Genomic DNA, 23,544 nt, shown 5'->3' with positions numbered 1-23,544 from the left:
GCGGTCCGCCTCGCGCGGTGGTCGGGTACGCGCTGAGATGGGGAGGCAGACGACCGCCGGAGAGGTGAGGAGCTGGGGATGGACGCCGCACACGTGATCGTCGGTGCGAGCCTGGCGGGCGCGAAGGCCGCCGAAGCACTCCGGGAGGAGGGCTACGACGGACCGCTCATGCTGATCGGCGAGGACCCGGAGCGCCCGTACGAACGGCCGCCGCTCTCCAAGGGCTATCTGATGGGCAAGACCGCCCGGGAGAAGATCTACGTCCATCCGGCCGAGTGGTACGCCGAGCACAACGTCTACCTGCGGTTGGACACCACGGTCACGGCCGTCGACCCGGTCGCGCACCGGGTGACGCTGGCCGACGGCATCACGGTCGGGTACGCCAAGCTGCTGCTGGCCACCGGCGCCGCGCCACGCCGGCTGCGGGTGCCGGGGGCCGGACGGGAGAACGTGCTGTATCTGCGGACCGTCCAGGACAGCGACCGGCTCAGGGCCGCGTTCAAGCCAGGCGCCCGGATCGTGGTGATCGGGGCCGGCTGGATCGGGCTGGAGACCGCCGCCGCGGCCCGGGAGGCCGGGGCCGAGGTGACGGTGCTGGAGGTGGCGGAGCTGCCGCTGCTGCGGGTGCTCGGCCGGGAGGTCGCCCAGGTCTTCGCGGAGCTGCACCGCGCGCACGGCGTGCAGCTGCGCTTCGGCGTGCAGATCACCGAGCTGACCGAACAGGGCGTCCGGCTGGGCGACGGCACACTGGTGGCGGCGGACACGATGGTCGTCGGCGTCGGGATCACGCCCAACACCGCGCTCGCCGAAGCGGCGGGGCTGGCGGTCGACAACGGCATCCGGACCGACGAGCACCTGCGGACCTCGAACCCCGACGTCTTCGCGGCGGGCGACGCCGCCAACGCCTTCCACCCGCTGTTCGGCAAGCCGATCCGGGTCGAGCACTGGGCCAACGCCCTGCACCAGCCGCGTACGGCGGCCCGGTCGATGCTCGGCCGGCCGGCCGCGTACGACCGCGTGCCGTACTTCTTCACCGACCAGTTCGATCTGGGGATGGAGTACACCGGGTACGTCGAGCCCGGCGGCTACGACCAGGTGGTGTTCCGTGGCGACCCGGGCGCCCGCGAGTTCATCGCGTTCTGGCTCTCCGGCGGGCGGGTGCTGGCCGGGATGAACGTCAACGTCTGGGACGTGACCGACCCGATCCGCGAGCTGGTCCGCAGCGGACGCCCGGTGGCCCCGGCAGCGCTCGCCGACCCGGACGTGCCGCTCGACCAGCTGTGAGGCGACCAACCGTACGGCGACCAGCTGCAGCAAATGGGGCGACAGACCCGATGCCGATGGTGCAGGGTTCAGCAGTGCCCAACTTCGCCTCGCACCAGCTGCCGACCGGCTATCGGCACCGGCCGGCCACGACCGGCGACGACCGGGAGATCCACCGGCTGGTCGCCGCCTGCGAGCGTGCGCTGCACGGCCGCGCCGAGACCGACCCCGGTACGACCTCCGCCGACCTCGCGCTGCCCGGACGGGACTTGGCGCTCGACAGCCTGCTCGTGCACGACCCGGCGGGAGAGCTGGTCGCCAGGGCCTGGCTGAAGAGCGCTCTGCGGGCCGAGATCGACGTCCACCCCGGGCACCGGGGGCGGGGGCTGGGCAGCCGGCTGCTCGACTGGGCCGAACAGCGAGCCGGCCGACTGGGCAGCGAACGGCTCTCCCAGACGGTCTCGGACCACGACCGGGCTGCCGTCGCACTGTTGCGGTCCCGTGGTTACGAACCCTTCGTCACCCAGTGGCAGTTGGCGCTCGCACTGTCGGCCGAACCGGTCGTGTCCGAGCCGCCGGTCGGCATCACGGTACGGCCCTTCCGGCCCGGCGACGAACGGGCGGCGTACCAGCTCACCGAGGACGCCTTCGGCGAGTGGCAGAAGCGCCGCAAGTCCTACGACGAGTGGGCCCGGCACACCGTCGACCACCCCGACTTCGTACCGACGGCTTCACCGCTGGCCTTCGCCGACGACCAACTGGTCGGCGCCGTACTCTCGTTGGCAACCCCGGGTGGCGACGAGGGGTACGTCGACCGGGTCGCGGTGCGCCACGACCAGCGCAACCAGGGGATCGCCCGCACGCTGCTGCAGCACGCGTTCCGCAGCTTCCACCGGCAGGGACGGCCGACCTGCACCCTGTGGACCCACTCGGAGACCGGCGCGCTGGCGTTCTACGAGGGGCTGGGCATGACGGTCCGACGCGGCTCCGCCGTCTACGGCAAGCCGCTCACCAGCGGCTAGCGTCGCCTCCTCGGAGAGTGGCCGGGGCCCGCCCGCTCGGAGCGGCCTCAGAGCGGCCTCGGCGCGACCCCCCGGAGTTCGCTGTGGGCCTTGCTGAGCAGCTGCATCGCGAGGTCGTTGAGCGCCCGCGCACCCGCCACCTCCTCACCGACCCGGAGTTGCGGCGGGTCGTCGTGGTGCCTGGTGCTGAAGCCGTGGGACTTGACCTCGGTCCCGTCCGCGAGTCTGACCAGGGCGACGGCCTTCGTCCGGTCACCGTCCTCCTGGAACTCCAGCTCGATGTGCCATCCGACGAGAGTCTGCATCATGACCGCCACCTCCAAGGGCTCACCCTCCAGCGTGCGCCGCGCGGGTGTCGTTTTCCACCGCTCACCGGGCCTTCGGGGCGGGATCGGGGCTCTCCCGGCCCTGGCCGGTCGGTTCGCAGGCTTCCCGTCCGGTGTCCTCGTGCACCACCCGGGCCGGGTGTTCGAGGTCGCCGGGTACGAAGCGCTGCGTGTGGCCGCAGCGCGGGCAGATCAACGGGATGTGTGGCATGACGGTTGTCCGCGCCGCAGCCTCGGCGGGCAGGTCCTTGCGGACGCGGCCTCCTCGCTCTCAGTGTGCGCTTCCGCTTCCGGACAGGGGTATTTATTGAACGCGTTCAATGCTGTCGTAGAGTCCTCTCGGGACGGTGCCGACCGAAGGAGCCCCACTCGTGACCAGTCAACTCAGCTACCCCGAGACCGGCGCCACCACCAGGCCCGGCGAACCGCTCCCGAGCGGCTACCAGCACCTCCACCACCGCGTCCTGATCGGCCACGGCCGTGACGTCCTGGAGCGCGCGGGCGACGCCGTCACCACCTGGCGGATGCACCGCGCGGCGGGCATCCGGGTCCGCGCGGACAGCGACCGGGCCGCGCCCGGCGTCGCCGTCGAGTGCGCGATCGGCGTCGGTCCGCTGCGGGTGGCGGCGCCCTGCGAGGTGGTCTGGAGCACCTACGAGAGCGACCGGATCGGCTTCGCCTACGGCACCCGGACCGGCCACCCGGAGTGCGGTGAGGAGTCCTTCATCGTGCAGATGGGCCCTGACCTGGCCGTCTGGTTCACCGTCACCGCCTTCAGCGTCCCGGGCCGCTGGTACACCCGCCTGGCCGGACCTCTCGTCCCGCACGTCCAGCGCCGCTACGCCCGCCGCTACGGCCGGGCCGTGCGCCGGCTGGCGGAGCGGGGCTGAGGTCAGGAGCCGCCGGGTGCGGTCGGGACGGTGACCAGGAGGCGGTTGGCGGTGTCCAGGGTGCGGATCTCGAAGTGGTCGATGTCGGACGGTGAGAGGCCGGCTCCGCCGGTGGTCCGGAGGGTGGAGTAGCCGGCCGGGGGGACGGACCAGGTGGTGACGGTCTGGCGTTCGCCGTGGTGGGAGACGGCGACCAGGTCGCAGCTGACCGGCCCCTGGAGGGTGCCGGTCGAGAAGGACAGGCTGATCCGGCTTCCCCAGCTCTCCGGTGTCACGCCGACGGTGGCCGAGGAGCCGTTCGCCGGATCGGTGGCGCTGAACTGCTGGGCGACGGCCACGGCGACGGCCGGCGGGGGCACCGCCCCACCCGTCAGGGCGGCGGTCGCCACCGGTCCGGCGACGATCAGGACGGCGGCCGCCGCGACCAGCGCCAACCGCCGGGTACGGCTGCGGCGCCGGGTCGCGGAGACCTCGCCGACCAGCCGGTCGAGCAGCTGGTCGCTCGGCCTCGGCGTGACGCCGGACCCGTCCGAGCCCGAAGGCAGTCCGGCGTCGGCCAGTTCGGCCAGCAGCGGCTCCAGACCGCCGAGCTGCCCGACCTCGGCGGTGCAGTCGGCGCAGCCGGCCAAGTGTTCCTCGAACTCCGCCCGGTCGGCCGGTTCGAGCACGCCGAGCACGTACGCACCGACGTCGAGGTGCAGTTCGGCGGGCGGCCTGCGCGGCCCGGGCTGTCGGGGACCGTGGTGCTGCGGCGAGGGGTACTGCGAACCGGGTTGCTGCGGCGAGGGCGCCTGGGGCGTGGGTCGCTGGGGCCTGGGTTCCTGGGGCGACGTCACGATGTCACTCCTCGTTCCTCTAGCGCGAGCTTCAACGCACGCAGCGCGTAGAAGATCCGTGACCTGACCGTACCTGCGGGGATGCCGAGTTCGGCGGCCGCCTCGTTGACCGTGCGGCCCTTGAGGTACGTCTCGACGATGACCTCGCGGTGCGCGCGGGTGAGGTCGTCGAGCGCGTCGGAGATGGTCATCAGCCGCAGCGCCCGGTCGAGTTCGTCCTCGGCGGGCAACAGCTCCAGCGGCGAATCGCTGACCTCGCGCGGCCGGGCGAGGCTGCTGCGGTGGCCGTCGATCACGACCCGGCGGGCGACTGTCACCAGCCAGGGACGCAACGACGGTGCGGAGACGTCCAGTTGGTGGATGTTGCGCCAGGCCCGGAGCAGCGTCTCCTGCACCACGTCCTCGGCCCGCTGCCGGTCACCGGCCACCAGCCGGAGCACGAAGCCCAGCAGCGGGCCCGCGTGGTCCCGGTACAGGGTCCGCATCAGCTCCTCGTCCGGCGCCGGCCGGGACGGTGGCCCGTCCTCGGTGCTCCGGCCGGTGAAGGGGTGATCGGTCACGGCGCCATCCTCGCGCACGCGCACCTCCAGGTCGAGACGGACACCCGGGCCGTGATCAGTAGCCGTAGCCTCCGCCACCTCCGCTGCCGGGGTTCATGGTGGGGCTGGGCGAGGTGGGCTTGGGAGTGGTCGTGCCGGGGGTGGTGGCCGGGGGCTGGGTGACGGCGCCGGCCTTGCCGCCGGTCGGCGTGGCGGCGAACCAGATGCCACCGAAGCCCTGGCCCTTGGTGTCACCGGGCTTGGTGTCGGGCGAGTAGCGGTACAGCGGCCAGCCGTTGAGGGTGACCTGCTTGCTGCCGTCGGACCGGGTCACGGTACCGACCAGCTTCGCATCGATGCCCTTGAGCTGCGGAGTCCCGGCCGCCTTCTCCGGTGGCCAGAGGGTGGCACAGGCGCCGTTGCAGTTGGACATGGACGGCTGCGCGGTGTCCTGGTCGAAGCGGTACAGGGTGAACCCGCTGCCGTCGGTCACGATCGTGCCGAGCGTCCCCGAGGTCGCCGTCCGCAGGACGGTCTGGCCCGCCGGGGCAGCAGGGGTGGACGGCGTGGCCGGTGTGGCCGGAACGGTGGACGGCGCCGTCGGTGCGGCGGGCGTGGTGGTGGCGGCCCCGGAACTGTGCGACGACCCGCTGGAACCGCAGCCGGCCACCAGCGCGGCGGCGGCGGCTCCGGACGCGGCGAACAGTGCGGCGCGACGGAGGGTAGGCATGGTTGGATCCCCCAACTGGCTCGGTCGGCTGGTCTTTGCGGGCGGCTGTCCTTGCGGGCGGCTGACCCTTCGCGGGCGGCTTCCCGCACCCTTTCCCATCAGTACGGGCGCGGCCACCGAGGTACTCAACGGAGAGCGGAAAATCTTCCGGCGGCCACCTGCGGGGTCACTCCCCCACCAGCGGCAGCTCCGCCGAGGCGGTGTCCGTAGAACGCGACGTCCGACGGGCAGCGCGCGGGTGGCCTCCTTGCGCGGCGCGCCGCAGTAGGGCATCAGCGCGTGCCGGAAATTCGCCCGTGCGGGTCAATTCTCCGCAAGTGTATGACACATCGTCACTATGTGTACTTATGGTTACTCGGCTACATCTGTCATTCGATGACAAACTACTGACAAGGAAAGTTATATGAACCGACGTCAGCTTTTTTCGACCGCCCTCGCCGCGACGCTGCTCGCGGTGGCAGTACCTGCCACCCGCGCTGCCGCCGCCCCGCCCTCAGGGCCGTACATCTCCCCCTGGGGCGAGGCTCAGGTCACCTGGGACCCGGGCTTCAAGGCCCGGCTGGACGAGCAGCACGTCACCGTGACCCCGATCACGCCGGTCACCGCGCCGGCCGGGGACACCGGGGTGATCAGCCCGATCGGCTCGACCTCCGGCGACTACATCGACTTCGTGAACTTCGGCCGGGTGTACTACCCGGGTGGCTGGACGTTCACCAACCCGGACACGGGCGGCACCTGGACGGCCGACGAGTTCTGGCTGCGCTTCTTCCCGAACCAGGGCCTGTCCACCTACCCGGTCATCAACGGCGTCAAGTCCCCTACGGAGCAGACCTTCGCCGGCTACACCCTGGGCTCCGCGCTCACCGGCGGCGGGGGCTGGGGCTTGGACCCGTCAGAGGCCGCCGTCAAGACCGCCAAGGTACCCCTGGCTCTCACCCCGGACGGAGCCGCCGGGCTCAACCAGGCCCTGGGGACGTCGTTCCACGAGGGTGACACCCTCGGCATCCTCTCCGGAACGTTCCGCTACCTGCCCTGACGACCGATCCCTGTGTCGGGCCGACCCCGCTCCGACCCTCGGGCTTCGCGGTGGACGGCGCCAGGGTGTCCGAGGAGGAGACCCGCTCGCCGACACCAGCTACGACGAGGTGATCGCGGGCGGCCGCCCGCCGTTCAGCGGCTTCCAGGCCCGGCGCCGGGGGCGCTCCTCGACGCCCTCACGCCGAAGTACGACCACGTACCCACCAGGTGGCCAAGCGGAATAGCGCAGCGCGGCAAGGAGTTCAGAGCGAGCGTAGGGGCACGTCCGGCATCTGAAAGGGCAGGTATTCGGCTATGAGCACCGTCGAGCTGACTTCGGACAACTTCGATGAGGTCGTCCAGGGCCCGGACAGCAAGAACTTCGTCCTGATCGACTTCTGGGCGGGCTGGTGCGGACCGTGCCTGCGATTCGCTCCCGTCTACGAGAAGGCGGCGGAGCGCCACACCGATCTGGTCTTCGCCAAGGTGGACACCGAGGCTCAGCAGGAGTTGGCGGCGGCGTTCGACATCCGGTCCATCCCGACCCTGGCGATCATCCGCGACGGAATCATGGTGTTCTCGCAGGCCGGCGCACTGCCGGAGCCTGCCCTGGAGAACCTGATCACCCAGGCCCGGGCGCTGGACATGGACGAGGTCCGCGCCAAGGCGAATGCCGCGACCCAGGCGTGATGGAGAGCTGGGGGCCCGGAGCACCGCTCCGGGCCCCCAGGTCGTGCTAGATCCGCGCCGCGAGCCCGTCCAACAGCAGCCGGAGCGCGAGTTCGAAGCCGCGCTCGTCGAGGCCGCCCGGCCCGTCGCCGCGCGCCGCCGACGCCTCCAGGGCGCCCGCGAGCGCCGGGTAGCGGGGGCGGTACTCGGCGGTGTCGCGGGTGAAGCCTTCGGTGAAGGTCTCCAGTGCCGAGCCGAGCACCAGGTAGTCCAGCGCGGCCGCCGCCTCCGCCGCGTCGGCCGGGGTGAGCCCGGCCCGGCCGAGGGCGGCGAGCAGCGTGTCGTAGCCCAGCAGCTGGCGTTCGGCCTCGACCCTGCGGCGGGCGAGCAGGGCGATGGTGTTGGGGTGGCGTATGAAGGCCGCGCGGTAGCCGCGCGCGTACGCGGCGAGCCCCTCGCGCCAGCTGCGGCCGCTGTCGGGCGCCGGCGGGGAGCCAGGGACCAGTGGCCGGCCGGCCTCCAGCGGCGATAGGTCGATCTCGGCGTTGACCAGCTCGGCGAGGCCGTCGAGCAGCTCGTCCTTGCCGCTCACGTGGTTGTACAGCGAGGCGGCCTTGACCCCCAGGCGATCGGCGAGGGCCCGCATGGTGAGGCCGTCGGCGCCGTGCTCGTCCACCAGCTCCAGCGCCGCCCTGGCGATGAGTTCCCTGCTCAGCAGCGCTCTGCTCGGTCGCCCCACTACCCCGCCCTTCAGCTGTTCCCGGATCCGGTCACGTTACAGCCTGGTGTCGACCCCTTCCGCAGACCCCGATCCACCGGCTACCGTCCTCGACTAACAAAGTTAGTTTTAGTCGACGGCAAGGTGGCCGAGCCATGACCGACACTCCCCCAAGATCACCGAACCTCACCGGGCCGGAGCTCACCGGAGAGACCAGAGAGCCCGCAGCAACCACAGCGGCCGCGTCCGACAGCGAGCGGCTCGCCGCCCTCGGATACCGCCAGGAGCTGCGGCGCAGCCTCGGCGTACTGGGCAACATCTCGATGGGCTTCGCGGTCGTCTCGCCCGTGGTCGGGCTCTACGCCGTCGCCCAGGTCGGCATGAGCATCTACGGCGGCGCCTGGGTCTGGGCCCTGCCGATCTGTCTGCTCGGGCAGATGCTGGTGGTCTGCGTCTACTCCGAGCTGGCCTCGCAGTGGCCGCTGGCCGGCGGCGCGTACCAGTGGAGCCGCCGGCTCGCCGGGCCGACCTTCGCGTGGCTGAGCGGCTGGATGTGGCAGTTCGCCGTGATGTTCGCCAACACCACGGTCGCGTACCTGGCCTCACCCTGGTTCTTCGCGCTCTTCGGCGTCACCCCGACACCCACCCAACTGGTACTGGTCGCAGTCGGGTTCATGGTCTGCTGCACGCTGGTGAACGCCTACGGCATCAACATGCTGCGCTGGTTCGCCTCACTCGGCATCGCCGCCGAGGCCGTCGCCTCCGTCGGGGTCGGCCTCGCCCTGCTGCTCTTCTACCGGCAGCACGGCTTCGGCCTCCTCACCGACACCCTGAACGCGCCCGCCACCACCGGCACCGGCAGCCTGGCCTCCTTCCTGGCCGTGATCGCCGTCGGCGGCTGGGCGTTCATCGGCTTCGACGCCTGCGTCTCCACCGCCGAGGAGACCAAGGACGCCGCCCGCCAGGTGCCACGCGCCATGCGGTACTCGCTGCTCAGCGTCGGCGCCGTGGTGATCCTGAACGCCGTCTCCGTCGCGCTCGCCCACCCCGATCCGGCCGCCGTGGTGGCGGGCAAGGACCTCGACCCCGTCACCACCGCCGTCACCACCGGACTGGGCAGCTGGTCGGACAAGCCGTTCATCATCGTCGTACTGATCAGCTTCACCGCCTGCCTGATGGCCTCCCAGGGTGGCGCCGCACGCGGCCTCTACTCGCTCGCCCGCGACGGCGTGTTCCCGTTCTCCGAGCAGGTCCGCAAGGTCAACCGGCACAAGGCCCCGATCGGCGGCCTGGTCGCCGCGACCCTGGTCAGCTGCGCCGCCCTCCCGCTCGGCCTGCGGAGCGCCGCGATGGGCAGCCTGATCACCTTCGGCACCGCCGCCACCTTCCTGCCGTTCTTCCTGCTCACCGTGGTCGCTCTGACCGCCCGCCTGCGCGGCACCTGGCGGCCTGCCGGCCAGGTCTCGTACGGCCGTTGGGGCACCCTGCTCAACGTGCTGGCGGCGGTGTGGACCGGGCTGGAGGTCATCAACATCTGCTGGCCGCGCACCATCCTGGCCCCACCCGGTGCCCCCTGGTACCAGGTCTGGGCGGCCCTGCTCGGCGTCGGCCTGGTCACCCTGGCCGGTGTCGGCTACCTGCTGGTGCGCCGCCCGCAGCGGCTGATGCAGGGCTCTGGCCCGGAGCGCCAGGACACCGACGAGCTGGCCCCGGCCGTCATCTGACGGTCCGATGACGGCCGCGCCGACACGCCGGGCCCGCATTCGACGGGCGGCACCCGACCGGCAGAGGATGGGACCGGTGCCACCCGATCGAGTGAGAGTGAGAGCCATGACCCTCCAGCCTGAGCCCGAGCAGTACGACGTGGTGGTCCTCGGGGCGGGCCCGACCGGCGAGAACCTGGCCGACCGGGCCAAGGCCGCCGGCCTGAGCACCGTCGTCGTGGAGAGCCAACTGGTCGGCGGCGAATGCTCGTACTGGGCGTGCATGCCCAGCAAGGCGCTGCTCCGCCCGGCCGCCGCCCTGGCGCACGCCCGTGCGCTGCCCGGTGCCAAGGAGGCGGCGAGCGGGGCACTCGACCCGGCGGCCGTACTGGCCCGGCGCGACGAGTTCACCTCGCACTGGCACGACGACGGCCAGGTCCGGTGGCTCCGCGACACCGGCATCGAGCTGGTCAGGGGCCACGGGCGGCTGACCGGCGAGCGGGCCGTACTGGTGGACGGCCAACGGTTGCTGACGGCCCGTCATGCTGTCGCGGTCTGCACCGGCAGCCGCGCCGCCCTGCCGCACGTGCCCGGCCTGGCCGAGGCACACCCGTGGACCAGCCGCGACGCGACCAGCTCGGCCGTCGTACCGCGCCGGCTGGCCGTCGTCGGCGGCGGCGTGGTGGCCGTCGAGATGGCCACCGCCTGGCGGGCACTCGGCTCCGAGGTGACCCTGCTGGTGCGGAGCGCGGGCCTGCTCCCCCGGATGGAGCCCTTCACCGGTGAGTTGGTCGCCGCCGGACTGGCCGAGGCGGGCGTGGACCTGCGGTTCTCCACGAGCGTCACCGCCCTGCACCGCGACGGCGCGGTGACCCTGGAGCTGGACAGCGGCGAGCAGTTGGAGGCGGACGAGGTCCTGTACGCCACCGGCCGCGCACCGCGCACCGATGACATCGGCCTGGAGAGCGTCGGCCTCACCCCCGGCTCCTGGCTGGAGGTCGACGACAGCTGCAGCGTGACCGGCGTCCCGGGCGGCTGGCTGTACGCGGCAGGCGACGTCAACCACCGCGCACTGCTGACCCACCAGGGCAAGTACCAGGCCCGGATCGCGGGCGCCGCGATCGGCGCCCGCGCCCGTGGCGAACAGCTGGACACCGCCCGCTGGAGCGCCCACTCCGCCTCCGCCGACACCGCCGGCCCGCCCCAGGTGGTCTTCACCGAACCCGAGGCCACCTCGGTCGGCCTGACGCTCCGTCAGGCCGAGGAGGCCGGCCTGCGGGTACAGGCGGTCGACCACGACCTCGGCCAGGTCGCGGGGGCCTCACTGTACGGCGACAACTACCAGGGCCGGGCCCGTCTGGTGATCGACCTGGACCGCGAGATCCTGGTCGGCGCGACCTTCGTCGGCCCGGCCGTCGCGGAACTGCTGCACTCGGCCACCGTCGCCGTGGTCGGCGAGGTACCGATCGACCGGCTCTGGCACGCGGTGCCGTCCTACCCGACGATCAGCGAGGTGTGGCTGCGCCTGCTGGAGACCTACCGGGGCTGACCTGGAGCCCCGGCCCGTACTCTTCGCGGGGGACGAGCCGGGGCCGGGCCCGGACGGATGGTAGGCGCTCCGGTCGCTGTCCGGCAGCGGCACCGGACGGACCCGGGCAGGTTTGGGACCGCCCAGCGCGGTGACGTGCGCCCCCCGACGGCCGGGGGCAGACTGGCGGCGGGGGCCGGACGTCGCTGACCAGGTGGTATGCCATGACCGAAACCCTGTTGGCCATCGGGACCCAGAAGGGTCTCTTCCTCGCCCGCAGCTCCGACCGGGCGGGCTGGGAGTTCACCGGGCCGCACTTCCAGATGAACGCGATCTACTCGGCCGCGATCGACCGGCGCGACGGGCGGACCCGGCTGCTCGTGGGGGCCGACAGCAGCCACTGGGGGCCGTCCGTCTGGTGGTCGGACGACCTGGGGGCGAACTGGCAGGAGCCGTCCAGCCCGGCCGTGCGCTTCCCCGAGCACACCGGTACCTCGCTGGAACGGGTCTGGCAGCTGCACCCGGCGGGCGCGGAGGCACCGGGCGTCGTGTACGCGGGCACCCAACCCGCCGCGCTGTTCCGCTCCACCGACGGCGGCGAGAGCTTCGCGCTGGACGAAGCGCTCTGGTCGCACCCGCAGCGCGCCGACTGGGCCGCCGGCTTCGGCGGGCAGGGCCTGCACACGATCATCACCGACCCCCGAGACGCCTCGGCGCTCACGGTCGCGGTCTCCACCGGCGGCGTCTACCGGTCGGCGGACGGCGGACAGAGCTGGCACCCGTCCAACACCGGCATCCGGGCCGCCTTCCTCCCGGACGAGTACCCGGAGTTCGGGCAGTGCGTACACAAGGTCGCACCGGACCCGCTCGACCGCGACCGCCTCTACCTGCAGAACCACGGCGGCGTCTACCGCAGCGACGACGGCGGCGAACACTGGCAGGACATCGGCGACGACCTGCCCGCGACCTTCGGCTTCGGCATCACCGCCCACCCCCGGGAGAGCGGGACGGCGTACCTCTTCCCGCTCGACGCGGACTACGCCCGCCTGCCGGTCGACCGCCGCTGCCGGGTCTTCCGCACCCGCGACGCGGGCGACAGCTGGCAGCCACTCTCCCAGGGCCTGCCCGAGGACGACCACTACGGCGTCGTCCTGCGCGACGCCCTCTGCACGGACGACGGCGACCCCGCCGGGGTGTACTTCGGCAACCGGAACGGCGAGGTGTACGGCAGCGCGGACGACGGCGACAGCTGGTCGCTGATCACCTCGCACCTGCCGGACGTACTCTGCGTCCGGGCGGCAGTGCTGCCCTGACCTGGCAACGGGCATGTACGGCTGAGACCCGGCCCGTCAGCGCTGCCGGTTCGCGGTCCGCACGGCCCGGCCCATGTGGCCTGCCAGCAGCGGACGCGGCGGCCTTTCGAGCAGCCGGTCGACGTGGTGGCGTTCGAGGCCCTGTCCCGCGTCGATCCGCAGGAGCAGCCGGTCGCGCCGGAGCAGGGAGTTGCGTACCAACCGGGACGGCAGGACGTCGTCGAGCCAGGCGAACGGGCGTCCGTCGGCGTGACGCAGCAGTGGGGCCCACTTGGCGGCGGCGAACAGCTCCACCAAGGGGATTCTGGGGTCCCCTGGCTGCGGCCGGTACCCGGCGAACCGTACGACGGGCAGTGGCGGCAGGCCGAGCAGCGGCGCGATGCGGGTGTTGGCGTCGTCCTCCCAGGTGGTGGCCCAGCAGAGCTCGTACACCTCCGCCAGTTCGCGCGCCCAGTCGCCGTGCCGGCCGGACAGCAGGACCCGGAAGCCGAGCAGGGTGTGGACGTCGAAGTCCGACTCCGGGCAGGGGTCGACCGGATTGAGTACGCCGTCGATGTCGAGGAAGAGCAGAGGTTTCGGCACAGCACTCCCGGTGGACAGCTGATCCGCTGACCGTGCGAGACGCTCGGCAGCGCCGATCGGTTGCGGTGGAGACGGCGTTGGGCCGGCGGCGGCGCATTTTCCGGGATCGCATTCGCGAGCCGTTACGGGCCATCAGGCTTGCGCCTGCGCATGGCTTCTGAGCTGCGACGATTCCGTGACTAGAGTGGTCTCAGCTGCATTCTCGGAAACCGATTTTCCATCGAAATGAGGCACTCCCATGAGTCTGAGCATTCGCAACCAGCTCCCCGGTACCGTCACCTCCGTCACCACCGGCGAGGTGATGGCGAACGTCAAGGTCCGGCTTTCGAGCGGTCTGGAACTCACTGCGGCGGTGACCGTCGAAGCGGTGAAGGAACTCGGGCTCAGCGCGGGCAGCAACGTACGCGCCCTGGTGAAGTCGACCGAGGTCGCACTCGCCACCGGTCCGGTCGCCGGGTTGAGCATCCGCAACCAGATCCCGGGCACGGTCACCGATGTCGCCACCGGCGGCGCGATGGCCGGGGTCAAGGTCACCGTGGACGGCGGCGAGCTGACGGCCGCCATCACGGCCGACGCCGCCAACGACCTGGGCCTGGCGGCCGGTTCGCCGGTCATCGCGCTGATCAAGTCGACCGAGATCTCGCTCGCGACGGCCTGAGAATCGCGGACGGCCTGACAGCGGCCGCTTCAGGAGCAGGCGGTCTCAGTCGGCCACCGCGTCGATCCGGATCGCGGTGATCCCGCTGACGTACCGGGCTCCGCAGGCGTCGGCGGGGATCACCAGTTGCGGGCCGACCGCGTCCAGGGGCTCGCCGTCGATGCTGGTGGCGAGCAGGATTCGCTGGCCGCCGAAGTCCGGGTCGATCTCGGCCCAGGAGATCACCGCGAGGTGGCCGTCGGCTCCGGTGACGGCGAGCACGTGGCGCAGCCGGGGCTTGCGCCGGCTGAAGTCGACCTGGGGGCGGGCCGCGCGCAGCACGTCCCAGAGCAGCGGGCCTTCGAAGCTGTGGCGCTGCTGCCCGCTGCCGAGGCAGTCGAAGCTGACCTCGGCCCGGTGTGACGGCATGGCGCGCAGCTGTTCCACCGTCAGGTCGGCCGGGTGGTCGAGCAGGCCGTGCAGGTGAACGGCTCTCGTTGCGACTCTTCCGGTCATCCGGCAGCCCCTTCCCAGGTCGCGGGGTGCGGCCTGGGAAGGTGGTACCCGACGGTCGGTCCGGCCATTCGCAGATGCGCGCTGAACATCGAATTTCAGCAGCAGGTGCGATGGATAGTCGGCTACATGGCTCGCAACTGCCGCCCGGTCCGGTGTTCCTCGACGGCCTGCCAGACCTTGTCGCGCAGGAACGGGGCCTCGGTGAAGCGCACGCCGGTGGCGTCGCGCAGGGCGTTGGCGAAGGCGGGTGGGACGGGGTTGAAGGGGCTCTCGCTCATCGACTTGGCGCCCAGCGGGCCGATGGAGTCGGAGGTCTCGGTGAAGTGGACCTCGGTGCGCGGCACGTCGGCATAGGCGGGCAGGCGGTAGCGGCGGAAGGCGGCGGTGGTGACCTGGCCGGCGTCGTCGAGCAGGACCTGTTCGAAGAGGGTCGCGCCGAGCGCCTGCGCCACGCCGCCCTCGACCTGACCCCGGCACTGCATCGGGTTCATCACCTTGCCGGCGTCGGCGCCGTGCACGCTGCGCAGGATCTTGATCTCGCCGGTGTCCGGGTCGACCGCGATCCGGAACCACTGCGAGTTGAAGGCCACCGAGCGGGGGGAGCCGCCCCAGTGCCCGGCGGCCGTGAGCTCGACGCCCTTGCCGCGCGCGGCCTCGAAGACCTCCTTGAGCGAGACCAGCCGCCCGTCGCACTCGACCGCGTCGGCGGTCAGCCGCAGCAGGCTGCGGGGGGTGCGGGCGTACTCGGCGGTGAAGGAGAGGATCTGCTCGGCGAGCGCGTTGGCGGCCTTCATCACGGCCTTGCCCGCCACCACCGTGCCCGCCGACCCGAAGGCGCCGGTGTCGTGCTTCACCACGTCGGTGTCGGACTGGCGGATGGCGATGCGGTCCACCGTGGTGCCCAGCGCGCCGGCGGTGATCTGCTTGTGGACGGTGGTGGTGCCGTTGCCGAACTCGGCTGTACCGACCGCGATGTCGTACGTGCCGTCCTCCAGCAGCTTCACCGTTGCGTCGGCGAAGTGGCCGCCGGGCGGCCCGGTGGCGATGGCGGACATCGCGAAGCCCTGCCCGACCAGCCAGCCCTCGGGGGCCAGTTCGGCGCTGCGGTCGTCGGCGAGGGCGTTGCGGACCACCTGGAGGCACTGGTCCAGGCCGTAGCTGGCGATGTGCAGGTCCTCCTCCTCTCCGCAGGGTCCTTCCATGTGGTCGCCGGGGCCGATCACGTTCTTCTCGCGCAGCACCAGCGGATCGATGTCCAGGCGCCGGGCCAGCTCGTCCATCGCGGACTCCAGGGCGAAGGTGACCTGGCCGAGCCCGTAGCCCCGGAACGCGCCGGCGGGCACGCCGTTGGTGTAGACCGAGTACGCGTTCACCTTCTTGTTCGGCGCCTTGTACACGCCCATCGACTCGCCGACACTGTGGAACATCACCGCCGGGCCGTGGTTGCCGTACGCGCCGGTGTTGGCGACCACCCGGAACTGGAGGGCGGTCAGCGTTCCGTCGCTCCTGGCGCCGACCTTCACCGTGACCTTGAACGGGTGCCGGGTGGTCGCGCCGTAGAACTGCTCGGGACGGGTGAACTCCAGCTTGACCGGCCGGTGCAGCTTCAGCGCGGCCAGCACCGCGATGTCCTCGGTGAGCATCTCCTGCTTGCCGCCGAACCCGCCGCCGACCCGGCCCGCGACCACCCGGACCTTCTCCATCGGCAGGTCGTACAGGTCGCACAGGGCGCGCCGGGTCAGGAACGGCACCTGGGTGCTGGAGCGCACCACGATCCGCTCCTCGCCGCCCTCCTCCGGGGCCTCGAAGTAAGCGACGCAGCCGTGCGTCTCCAGGCTGGCGTGCTGCACCCGCTGGGTCCGGAAGGTCTCCTCGTAGACCACGTCGGCCTCGGCGAAGCCCCGCTCGACGTCGCCCAGCTCGCCGTGCACCTCGCCGCAGACGTTGTCCTGGGCGCGGAAGATGCGCGACTCCGGCCCTTTCGGGTGGATCACCGGCGCGCCGGGCAGCATGGCGAGCTCCGGGTCGATGACGTACGGGAGCACCTCGTACTCCACGACGATCCGGCGACAGCCCTCCTCGGCGGCCCCCTCGGTGTCGGCGACCACGGCCGCCACGCGCTGGCCGGCGAACCGGACCACGTCGTCCAGCACCCGGGTGTCGTCCGGGTCCTCGGTGGGGTGCTCGTGCCGGGCCGAGGAGTACAGCTTGCCGGGGGCATCGTGGTGGGTGAACACCGCGTGCACGCCGGGCACGCGCAGGGCGGCCGAGGTGTCGATGGAGATGATCCGGGCGTGCGGGTGCGGGGAGCGCAGCAGCTTCATGTGCAGCAGCCCTTCGACCTCGATGTCGAAGGTGTAGCGGGCGGTGCCGGTGACCACCTGCGGTCCGGCCGGTGCGCCCAGGCTGCGGCCGACCGCCTGCCCGGCGCACGGCTCCTCGGCGTGCTTGACCCCGCGTACGGCGTCCTCGATCGCCCGGTAGCCGGTGCAGCGGCACAGGTTGCCCTTCAAGGACCTTGGCAGGTCGGTGAGTTGTTCGGCGTCCAGGGCTGAGGTGGTCATCAGGAAGCCGGCGGTGCAGAAGCCGCACTGGAAGCCCTGCGCGTCCAGGAACCGCTGCTGCATCGGGTGCAGTTCACCGTTCTTGGCCAGCCCCTCGACGGTGGTCACCGAGCGGCCCTCGGCGCGGACGGCCGGGTAGAGGCAGCTGTGCACCGGCTCGCCGTCGACCTGGACAGTGCAGGCGCCGCAGTCCCCGGCGTCGCAGCCCTTCTTCACGCCGAACCAGCCCTGGTCGCGCAGGTAGGTGCGCAGGCACTGGCCCGGGCGGGGCTCGGCGTCGAAGTCCTGGTTGTTGACGCGGATCGAGTAACTCATCGTCCGGCCTCCTCAGTCAGTGCGGGCTCGAGCTGTGCGGGCTCAAGCAGCTCGCGGCGGATCTCCTCGGCGAAACGGAACGTCATGTGCCGTCGCCAGGCGGGCAGTCCGTGGATGTCGTCGTAGTACTCGTGCGGCTCGATCCCGTACTCGACCGCCTCGCGCACCGCCTCGGCGTTGGGCGGCAGCGGGAACCGCAGGCGGATCGGCCGCACGGTCGAGGCGGTGACGGTGATGGTGAGCATCTCGTCGACCGGGTCGAGCATGCCGATCACCAGCGCACCGGATCGGCCCAGCCCGTACAGCGAGGCCTGCCGGAACGCCGTATGACTGCCCAGGGCGCGGGCCGGCAGGGTGATCGAGCGGAGCAGGTCGCCGGGTTCGAGTACCTTGACGCCCGCGCCGATGACGAAGTCCGCGACCGGGAGCCGACGCAGCCCGCCCGTCCGGGACTGCAGCAGGCAGACGCCGTCCAGGGCGGCGGTCAGCGAGATCATCGGCCCGGCGGGCAGCCCGTTGCACAGGTTGCCGCCGACGGTGGCCATGTTCCAGATCTTCCAGGACGCCAGGAAGGCCCGGCAGCACTGCTCGAACAGCGGCGCCGCCGCCCAGTGCGCGGGCTTGGGGAAGCGGGAGAGCTGGGCGATCGTGCAGGTCGCGGCGATCTCCAGATCCCCGCCGGCGGTCACCTGCAGCGGCTCCCAGCCGGTCCGGCTCAGGTCGATCAGTCGGCGGAGGTGGGGCTGCGGCTCGGAGAACAGGTACGTGCCGCCGCCGAGCCAGGCGTCGCCCGGCCGCCATACGTCGCGACGGCGGGCGTCGCGCACCTCCAGCACCGTGTTCAGATCCATTTCCGTCCCTCTCGTCCACTCGCGATCCGATTGAAGCAACGGCGCAACTGGGCGTACGACTGGCGCGGAGCACCAGGTGAGGCGGTTGCTCCTGGGTGATCGAACAAGAGGGTTCAGCAGGGTTTGCTCTTGCATTTACCATGCCTGTGCGCACCTTGCCCTCGCTGAAGCGAGAGGTAGGAAAGGGGACGCGGAGCACAGGGAGCGAGACATGATCGTCGGAGATCTGCTGGGGCTGGACGGCCTGCACATCGGGCTGGCCTGGGGGACGTCCGACCTACTGGGCCGCCAGGTCACCGGAGTGACCTCCACCGACCTCCAGGACCCCGCCCGCTACCTCCAGCCCGGCGAACTGGTGCTCAGCGGGCTGGTCTGGTGGCAGCCGGACGAGACCTCGGCGGCACTGCGCTTCGCGACCTCGCTGCGCAGCGCCGGGGTCGCCGCCCTGCTGGCGGGCGAGGGCACCCACGGGACGGTTCCCGAGAGCCTGGTGGACGCCTGCCGGACCCACGAGATCCCGCTGCTCTCCCTCCCGCCGGGCACCAGCTTCCGCGCGGTCACCGACCGGGTCTACCTGCGGCTCTGGGGCGGCTTGCAGGCCCGTTCGGAGGGTGTCGCGGTGATCCCGGAGGCCGCGCGGCGCGAGCTGCTTGCCCTGCTGCACGCCGAGGCGCCACTCGGCGAGGTGCTGGCGTGCGCGGTGGCACGGCTCGGCATCCCGGACTGCTCGGTCGTCTCGGCGACCGGGCGGGTGCTGGCCTGCTCGACCGGCGGTACGGGCGGCGGTGCGGGCGGCTTCACGGGTGGTCGTACGGGCGGCGGTGCGGGCGGCTTCACGGGTGGTCGTACGACCGGTGGCACGGGCGGCGGTGCGACCGGTGGCCCCGGCGGCGGCACCGCCCGGGGCGCGGTGCCGATCGGTCCGCAGGGTGACTCCCCCTTCGACGGCTGGCTGCTCCAGCCGCACACCGCACCGACGCTCTCGGCCGCCACCGCTCTGCAGGGCCTCGCCGAGCTGCTCGCCCCGCTCGCCACCCGGGTCCGCGCGGGCGCGGCGGCGCAGCGGCAGACGGCCGCCCGGCTGGTCGAACTGCTGGCGCAGGACGGCCCCGGGCTGGCGGACGCGCTCGCCGCCTGCGGTCTGCCGCCCGGCGCGCGGCTGACCCCGGTCTGCGCGCGGATCGACGGCGGCGCGCCGGCGGCGCAGGACGCGGCCTGGGCCGTCGCGGCACTGGCGGAGGCCCTGCACCGGGTCGGCGCACCGTTCGCGGCCGCGCAGGACGGGCACGGCGGGGCCACCGCGCTGGTCGCCGCACCGGCGACGGCGGTGGCGGCCGGGCTGCGGGCTGCGTGGCCGGACATCCAGGCGAAGTTGACGGGCAGCCGGCAGCTGCGCTCCGGCGTGGGCCCGACCACGGCTACGACCACCGATCCGGCCGGCGCTCCGGCCACCGCCCCCACGACCGCTACCCCGACGGCTGGGCCGCTGAGCGGCGCGCTGGTCCAGGCCGCGTACGCGCTCGAAGCCGGGGCGGACGGCCCGGGGCCCGCCGGGGCGGTCGGCAGCAGCGGCGAACTCAGCTCGCTGGCAGCCCTGCTGAGGGGTATCCCGGCCGAGGTCACCACCGCCTTCCACGCCAAGCTGCTGGCGCCACTGGCCGACCACGACCGCGAGAACGGCGTCTCGCTGCTCGGCACCCTCAGCGCCTTCCTCGACCACGACGGCTCCTGGGCCCGCACGGCGGAGGCACTTTTTGTGCATGTCAACACCGTGCACTATCGGGTCCGCCGCATCGAGGAACTCACCGGGCGCAGCCTGGCCCTGCTCCAGGACCGGGTGGACCTGCGGGCCGCGCTGCTCTGCGCACCAACCAGCGGCCCCTGAAACGGGGTCCGAACCGCCGGAAGGATCGCTACCCTGGGGCTGCTGATACGGCCGACGGGGGTTTTTGGTGACACAGGTCGTTGATCCCGGGACAGCACGCGCCGAGCTGCCCACAATCCGGGTCGGCCGGAATCCGGCGGTGTTCTCGACGACGTTCCGGCAGCTGGTGCCGGTGGTGATCGCGCTGCTGCTCTGCGCGGAGGGTCTGACGGAGCGTACGCGGGTGGACGCGCCACTGGTGTGGCTGGTGGCGGTGGTCGGTACGGCGCTGTGGGCGGCGCTCCTCGGGGTGCTGCTGGTCCGGCTGTTCGGCCCGGCGGCGATCGTCCTGACGGCCGACGGCCTGGAGCTGCGGGGGCCGTTGCGGCGGGTACGGCTGCGCTGGGCCGATATCGAGGGGCTGGCCCTGCTGCCCGCGCCCCGGCGGACTGCGGTCTGGGGCGGACAGTTCTTCCAGGGGCGGCTGCTCGTCCGGCTCCGGCAGGGGCGGCCCGCCGACGCGAACCGGTGGATCGCGCCCCGCTGGGTGGCGGCCTGGGCGGGGATCGGGTCCGATCTCCGGTTCCTCGCCGTCACACCCGCGAGCCTCGACAGGCTGTTCACCCGGTACGCGGGAGAGCTGTGGCACGGCGCCACCGCTCTCCCGCGTACCCGCCGGGAGGGCGAGCCGGAGACCGTCCGGATACCCGGCCGGCTGCTCTCCCGGCCGGCCGTCCTGCTGACCCACGGGCGGATCGCACTGTCGGTACTGCTCGGCCTGCTGGCCGCCACCCGCTGCCCCTTGCCGACGGCGGTCGCGGCGACGGCGGTGGCCTCGGCCGCCCTCGGGTTCGCGGCCGTCTCGGTGGTCATCGCCTGCTGCTCCACCCGGTGCCGGCTGGAGATCGACGGGCAGCGGCTGACGATCGACGCCGCCGGGGCCCGGACGTCGGTGCCGTGGACGAACGTGACCGGCGTGGAGCTCTCCGCCGCCGGGCCCAGTCACCGCAGGCGCCCCACGCCGTGGACCCTGCTGGCCCGCCTGAAGCCGGACGCGGCCCGGCCCGACCCACTGAGGCGCTGGGACTGCCTGATCGCCGGGAAGGACCACACCCTCGGCGTGGCGCCGCTGCTCTCCACGGCCAACGGCCACCGGCACGGACTCGAGGTGTTCCCCGAGCAGTTGGCCGAGGCGCTGCGGAGGTGCCGGCGGGCCGGGCCGGACGACGGGTCGGACAGCGAGCCGGACGACGGGCCGGACGACGGGCCGGACTTTCTGACCCTGCGCGTCTCCCCTGCCGGGCGGGTGGGCCACCGGACGATCGCGGCGGCGCTGCGGGCGGACTCCGGCGGGCGGCCGGTGCGGGTGCTGATCGGGCCCGGCCGGTACACCGAAGCGCTCACGGTCACCGGCACGGTGGAGCTGTGCGCGGCGGACGGTCCGGGCACCGTGGTCATCGACTCGCCGGAGGACGTCACGGTCAGCTGCTCGGGGACGGTCACGCTGGCCGGCCTGGAGATCGTCAACCGGCGGACGGCGGCGGTCAGCGGCACCGGCCGGCTGGTACTCCGCCGCAGCACCGTCACCGGCCACGGCGAGTGCAGCGTACGGGCCCTGCCGGGCGCCACGCTCACCGTCGGCGACTGCGAGATCCGCGTCGGCCGGACGGAACTGACCGGGGCACGCGGCACGGTGGAGGACACCCGGTTCGTCGACGCCAAGGGCGACGCCGTCGTGGTCTCGGAGAGTTCCGAGGCCACCTTCCTCCGCTGCACCGTGACCGGCAACCGGTCCTGCGGTGTGAGCGTGCGCGGTTCGCGAGTGCGGATCGAGGACTGCGAGCTGACCGGTAGCGGCAGCCACGCGATCTCGGTCGGTGCCCACGCGCAGGCTGAGGTGCTCGGCTGCCGCATCCGCGAGGCCCACGGCGTCGCGATCGGCTTCTACGACCAGGCCAAGGGCACGGTCGAGCGGACCACCGTCTCAGGCGCGGCGCACGGGCTGTACATCAGCCGTGGCGCCGATCCGACGATCCGCGGCTGCCGGTTCGAGGACTGCCGCACGACGGGCGCCACGGTGGAGGAGCAGGGCCTCGGACGGCTGGAGGACTGCGAGTTCGACCGCACCGGCGACACGGGCGTCAACGTCGGGGAGGGCGGGGCGCCCATCGTGACGGGCTGCCGGATCACGGACGGCAAGGTGGGGGTGGCGATGCTGAAGGCGCGCGGTCACTTCACCGACCTCGACGTCCGGGGCCACACCTCCAGCGCGGTGTGGCTCCGCGAGGAGACGAACGCGGTGTTCCAGGGCCTGCGCCTGGAGAGCTGCGCGAGCGGGGTGTTCGCGAGCGGCGACCGGTCGACGGTGAGCCTGACCGACGCGGCGATCAGCGACATGGCCAACTCGGGAATCGCCCTGGACGGCCAGGCCCGGGTGAAGGTGACCCGGGCGAAGATCGACCGTACGGCCCTGTTCGGCTTCAACTGCCGTGGCAGCAGCCACCTGACGGTCCGGCAGGCCGTCGTGACCGGCCCCGGCGAAGCGGGTCTGCTGGTGATCGGCAGCGCCGTCGTGGTCGCCGAGGGTGTGACTGTCACCGGGTCCCGGGGCCAGGGCGTGCTGGCGAAGGAGAACGGCTGGCTGACCGTGTCGGCGAGTTCCTTCCTGGACGGCGAGGGCGACGGCGTACGGATCGAAGGGACGTGCAACGGCGGTTTCGTCGACTGCGAGGTGACCGGGAACCGGGGTGAGGCGGTCGTCGGCAACGACAAGGTGACGTTCGAGGACATCCGGAGGAGCGCCACCGACAGCGCGGCAGCGGGCGGGGCCGGCGACACGTCCGGGGACGACGCGGTCGTGCTCGCCGCACTCGCCGAGCTGGACGAGCTGATCGGGCTGGCGGCGGCCAAGCAGCAGGTCCGTACCCAGGTCGACCTGCTCAGGCTGGGCCGGTGGCGGCGTGACGCCGGTCTGGCCGCGCTGCCGACCGCCGGCCACCTGGTCTTCTCCGGGCCGCCCGGCACCGGGAAGACGACGGTGGCGAGGCTGTACGGGCGGACGCTGGCCGCGCTGGGAGCGCTGCCGGACGGACACCTGGTCGAGGTCTCGAGGGGTGATCTGGTCGGCGAGTTTCTCGGATCGACCGCGCAGAAGACCCGGCGGGCGTTCGAACGGGCGCACGGCGGTGTGCTGTTCATCGACGAGGCGTACAGCCTGTCCCGGAGGTTCGGCGCGAACCACGACTTCGGGCAGGAGGCGATCGACGAACTCACCAAGCTGATGGAGGACCATCGGGACGACGTCGTGGTGATCGCCGCCGGCTACACCGAGGAGATGCGCAGCTTCCTGGACGCGAACCCGGGCCTTCGGTCCCGGTTCTCCCGCACCCTGGAGTTCGAGCCCTTCTCACCGGACGAACTGGCCGGGATCGTCCGACTACAGGCCCTGCGAGGCGAGTTCAGCCTGCAGGACGGGATCGACGGGCTGCTCGTCGAGCACTTCGAGCGCCGCCACCGGCGCGGCGACCCCGGCAACGGCCGGGACGCCCGGACGCTCTTCGAGCAGATGATCGAGCGCCAGGCCGGGCGGCTGGCCCTGGGCGGCCGGCCCACCCGTGAACAACTGGTCCAGCTGCTCACGGCGGACCTGCCCGAACTCTGA

The 23,544-nt window shown here is 72.3% G+C and carries 21 protein-coding genes; 11 read left to right on the top strand and 10 right to left on the bottom strand.

The window, feature by feature from the left end:
• Positions 1–78 precede the first annotated feature (78 nt).
• Positions 79–1,284, top strand: coding sequence for an FAD-dependent oxidoreductase (locus tag P3T29_RS08655; RefSeq protein ID WP_280715700.1), 1,206 nt, complete (start codon positions 79–81; stop codon positions 1,282–1,284).
• 74 nt (positions 1,285–1,358) lie between these two features.
• Complete coding sequence (locus P3T29_RS08650; RefSeq protein WP_280715699.1) at positions 1,359–2,285, top strand: GNAT family N-acetyltransferase; 927 nt, start codon at positions 1,359–1,361, stop codon at positions 2,283–2,285.
• 47 nt (positions 2,286–2,332) lie between these two features.
• Here P3T29_RS08650 and P3T29_RS08645 read toward each other — a convergent pair whose 3' ends face one another.
• Positions 2,333–2,593, bottom strand: a complete 261-nt coding sequence (locus P3T29_RS08645; protein ID WP_348532805.1) for a DUF1876 domain-containing protein — start codon at positions 2,591–2,593, stop codon at positions 2,333–2,335.
• A gap of 61 nt (positions 2,594–2,654) precedes the next feature.
• Positions 2,655–2,822: a hypothetical protein gene (locus P3T29_RS08640; protein WP_280715698.1), complete on the bottom strand. Its 168-nt coding sequence runs from the start codon at positions 2,820–2,822 to the stop codon at positions 2,655–2,657.
• Positions 2,823–2,982: 160 nt separating this feature from the next.
• On the opposite strand from P3T29_RS08640, the gene P3T29_RS08635 reads away from it, so the two are divergent.
• On the top strand, positions 2,983–3,501 hold the full coding sequence (locus tag P3T29_RS08635) for a DUF1990 domain-containing protein (RefSeq protein WP_280715697.1): 519 nt from the start codon (positions 2,983–2,985) through the stop codon (positions 3,499–3,501).
• Positions 3,502–3,503: 2 nt separating this feature from the next.
• On the opposite strand, the gene P3T29_RS08630 is transcribed toward P3T29_RS08635, so the two are convergent.
• From P3T29_RS08630 to P3T29_RS08620, 3 genes are read right to left on the bottom strand one after another with little or no spacing between them, the layout of a single operon-like run.
• A complete protein-coding gene (locus P3T29_RS08630) occupies positions 3,504–4,337 on the bottom strand; it encodes a zf-HC2 domain-containing protein (RefSeq protein ID WP_280715696.1) in 834 nt (277 codons plus the stop codon).
• On the bottom strand, positions 4,334–4,897 hold the full coding sequence (locus P3T29_RS08625; protein WP_280715695.1) for a sigma-70 family RNA polymerase sigma factor: 564 nt from the start codon (positions 4,895–4,897) through the stop codon (positions 4,334–4,336). Before P3T29_RS08625 ends, P3T29_RS08630 begins: the two co-directional genes overlap by 4 nt.
• A gap of 55 nt (positions 4,898–4,952) precedes the next feature.
• Entirely contained in the window at positions 4,953–5,606 is a 654-nt protein-coding gene (locus tag P3T29_RS08620; protein WP_280715694.1) for a hypothetical protein, read from the bottom strand.
• 403 nt (positions 5,607–6,009) lie between these two features.
• On the opposite strand from P3T29_RS08620, the gene P3T29_RS08615 reads away from it, so the two are divergent.
• Together P3T29_RS08615 and trxA are read left to right on the top strand one after the other, a co-directional pair.
• Entirely contained in the window at positions 6,010–6,642 is a 633-nt protein-coding gene (locus P3T29_RS08615) for a hypothetical protein (protein ID WP_280715693.1), read from the top strand.
• A gap of 296 nt (positions 6,643–6,938) precedes the next feature.
• A complete protein-coding gene (trxA, locus tag P3T29_RS08610; protein WP_280715692.1) occupies positions 6,939–7,313 on the top strand; it encodes a thioredoxin in 375 nt (124 codons plus the stop codon).
• Positions 7,314–7,359: 46 nt separating this feature from the next.
• Here the strand turns inward: trxA and P3T29_RS08605 are convergent, their stop codons facing one another.
• A complete protein-coding gene (locus tag P3T29_RS08605; protein WP_280715691.1) occupies positions 7,360–8,031 on the bottom strand; it encodes a TetR/AcrR family transcriptional regulator C-terminal domain-containing protein in 672 nt (223 codons plus the stop codon).
• Between the two features lie 134 nt (positions 8,032–8,165).
• Here P3T29_RS08605 and P3T29_RS08600 point away from each other — a divergent pair, with 134 nt between their 5' ends.
• The 3 genes from P3T29_RS08600 to P3T29_RS08590 all read left to right on the top strand — a co-directional run bounded on the left by P3T29_RS08600 (position 8,166) and on the right by P3T29_RS08590 (position 12,554).
• Complete coding sequence (locus P3T29_RS08600; protein WP_280715690.1) at positions 8,166–9,734, top strand: APC family permease; 1,569 nt, start codon at positions 8,166–8,168, stop codon at positions 9,732–9,734.
• Positions 9,735–9,840: 106 nt separating this feature from the next.
• Complete coding sequence (locus P3T29_RS08595) at positions 9,841–11,262, top strand: NAD(P)/FAD-dependent oxidoreductase (RefSeq protein ID WP_280715689.1); 1,422 nt, start codon at positions 9,841–9,843, stop codon at positions 11,260–11,262.
• Positions 11,263–11,465: 203 nt separating this feature from the next.
• The gene (locus P3T29_RS08590) at positions 11,466–12,554 is read left to right on the top strand and encodes an exo-alpha-sialidase (RefSeq protein ID WP_280715688.1); all 1,089 of its coding nucleotides are present in this window, start codon (positions 11,466–11,468) and stop codon (positions 12,552–12,554) included.
• Positions 12,555–12,590: 36 nt separating this feature from the next.
• Here the strand turns inward: P3T29_RS08590 and P3T29_RS08585 are convergent, their stop codons facing one another.
• Complete coding sequence (locus tag P3T29_RS08585; RefSeq protein ID WP_280715687.1) at positions 12,591–13,136, bottom strand: HAD domain-containing protein; 546 nt, start codon at positions 13,134–13,136, stop codon at positions 12,591–12,593.
• 238 nt (positions 13,137–13,374) lie between these two features.
• Between P3T29_RS08585 and P3T29_RS08580 the strand changes: the two genes are divergently transcribed.
• A complete protein-coding gene (locus tag P3T29_RS08580; protein ID WP_280715686.1) occupies positions 13,375–13,794 on the top strand; it encodes a TOBE domain-containing protein in 420 nt (139 codons plus the stop codon).
• A gap of 45 nt (positions 13,795–13,839) precedes the next feature.
• Here P3T29_RS08580 and P3T29_RS08575 read toward each other — a convergent pair whose 3' ends face one another.
• The 3 genes from P3T29_RS08575 to P3T29_RS08565 all read right to left on the bottom strand — a co-directional run bounded on the left by P3T29_RS08575 (position 13,840) and on the right by P3T29_RS08565 (position 18,019).
• Entirely contained in the window at positions 13,840–14,289 is a 450-nt protein-coding gene (locus P3T29_RS08575; protein WP_280715685.1) for a molybdopterin-dependent oxidoreductase, read from the bottom strand.
• Positions 14,290–14,411: 122 nt separating this feature from the next.
• Positions 14,412–17,168: a molybdopterin cofactor-binding domain-containing protein gene (locus tag P3T29_RS08570; RefSeq protein WP_280715684.1), complete on the bottom strand. Its 2,757-nt coding sequence runs from the start codon at positions 17,166–17,168 to the stop codon at positions 14,412–14,414.
• Positions 17,165–18,019, bottom strand: coding sequence for an FAD binding domain-containing protein (locus P3T29_RS08565; RefSeq protein WP_280715683.1), 855 nt, complete (start codon positions 18,017–18,019; stop codon positions 17,165–17,167). Before P3T29_RS08565 ends, P3T29_RS08570 begins: the two co-directional genes overlap by 4 nt.
• A 211-nt stretch (positions 18,020–18,230) precedes the next feature.
• Between P3T29_RS08565 and P3T29_RS08560 the strand changes: the two genes are divergently transcribed.
• Together P3T29_RS08560 and P3T29_RS08555 are read left to right on the top strand one after the other, a co-directional pair.
• Positions 18,231–19,904: a PucR family transcriptional regulator gene (locus tag P3T29_RS08560; RefSeq protein WP_280715682.1), complete on the top strand. Its 1,674-nt coding sequence runs from the start codon at positions 18,231–18,233 to the stop codon at positions 19,902–19,904.
• A gap of 139 nt (positions 19,905–20,043) precedes the next feature.
• Positions 20,044–23,544: a right-handed parallel beta-helix repeat-containing protein gene (locus P3T29_RS08555; RefSeq protein ID WP_280715681.1), complete on the top strand. Its 3,501-nt coding sequence runs from the start codon at positions 20,044–20,046 to the stop codon at positions 23,542–23,544.

It is taken from the genome of Kitasatospora sp. MAP5-34, from assembly GCF_029894335.1.
In the GTDB taxonomy this organism is placed as follows: Bacteria; Actinomycetota; Actinomycetes; order Streptomycetales; family Streptomycetaceae; genus Kitasatospora.
The sequence above is the reverse complement of the archived record's forward strand: the minus strand, read 5'-3'. Positions and strand labels throughout refer to the sequence as shown.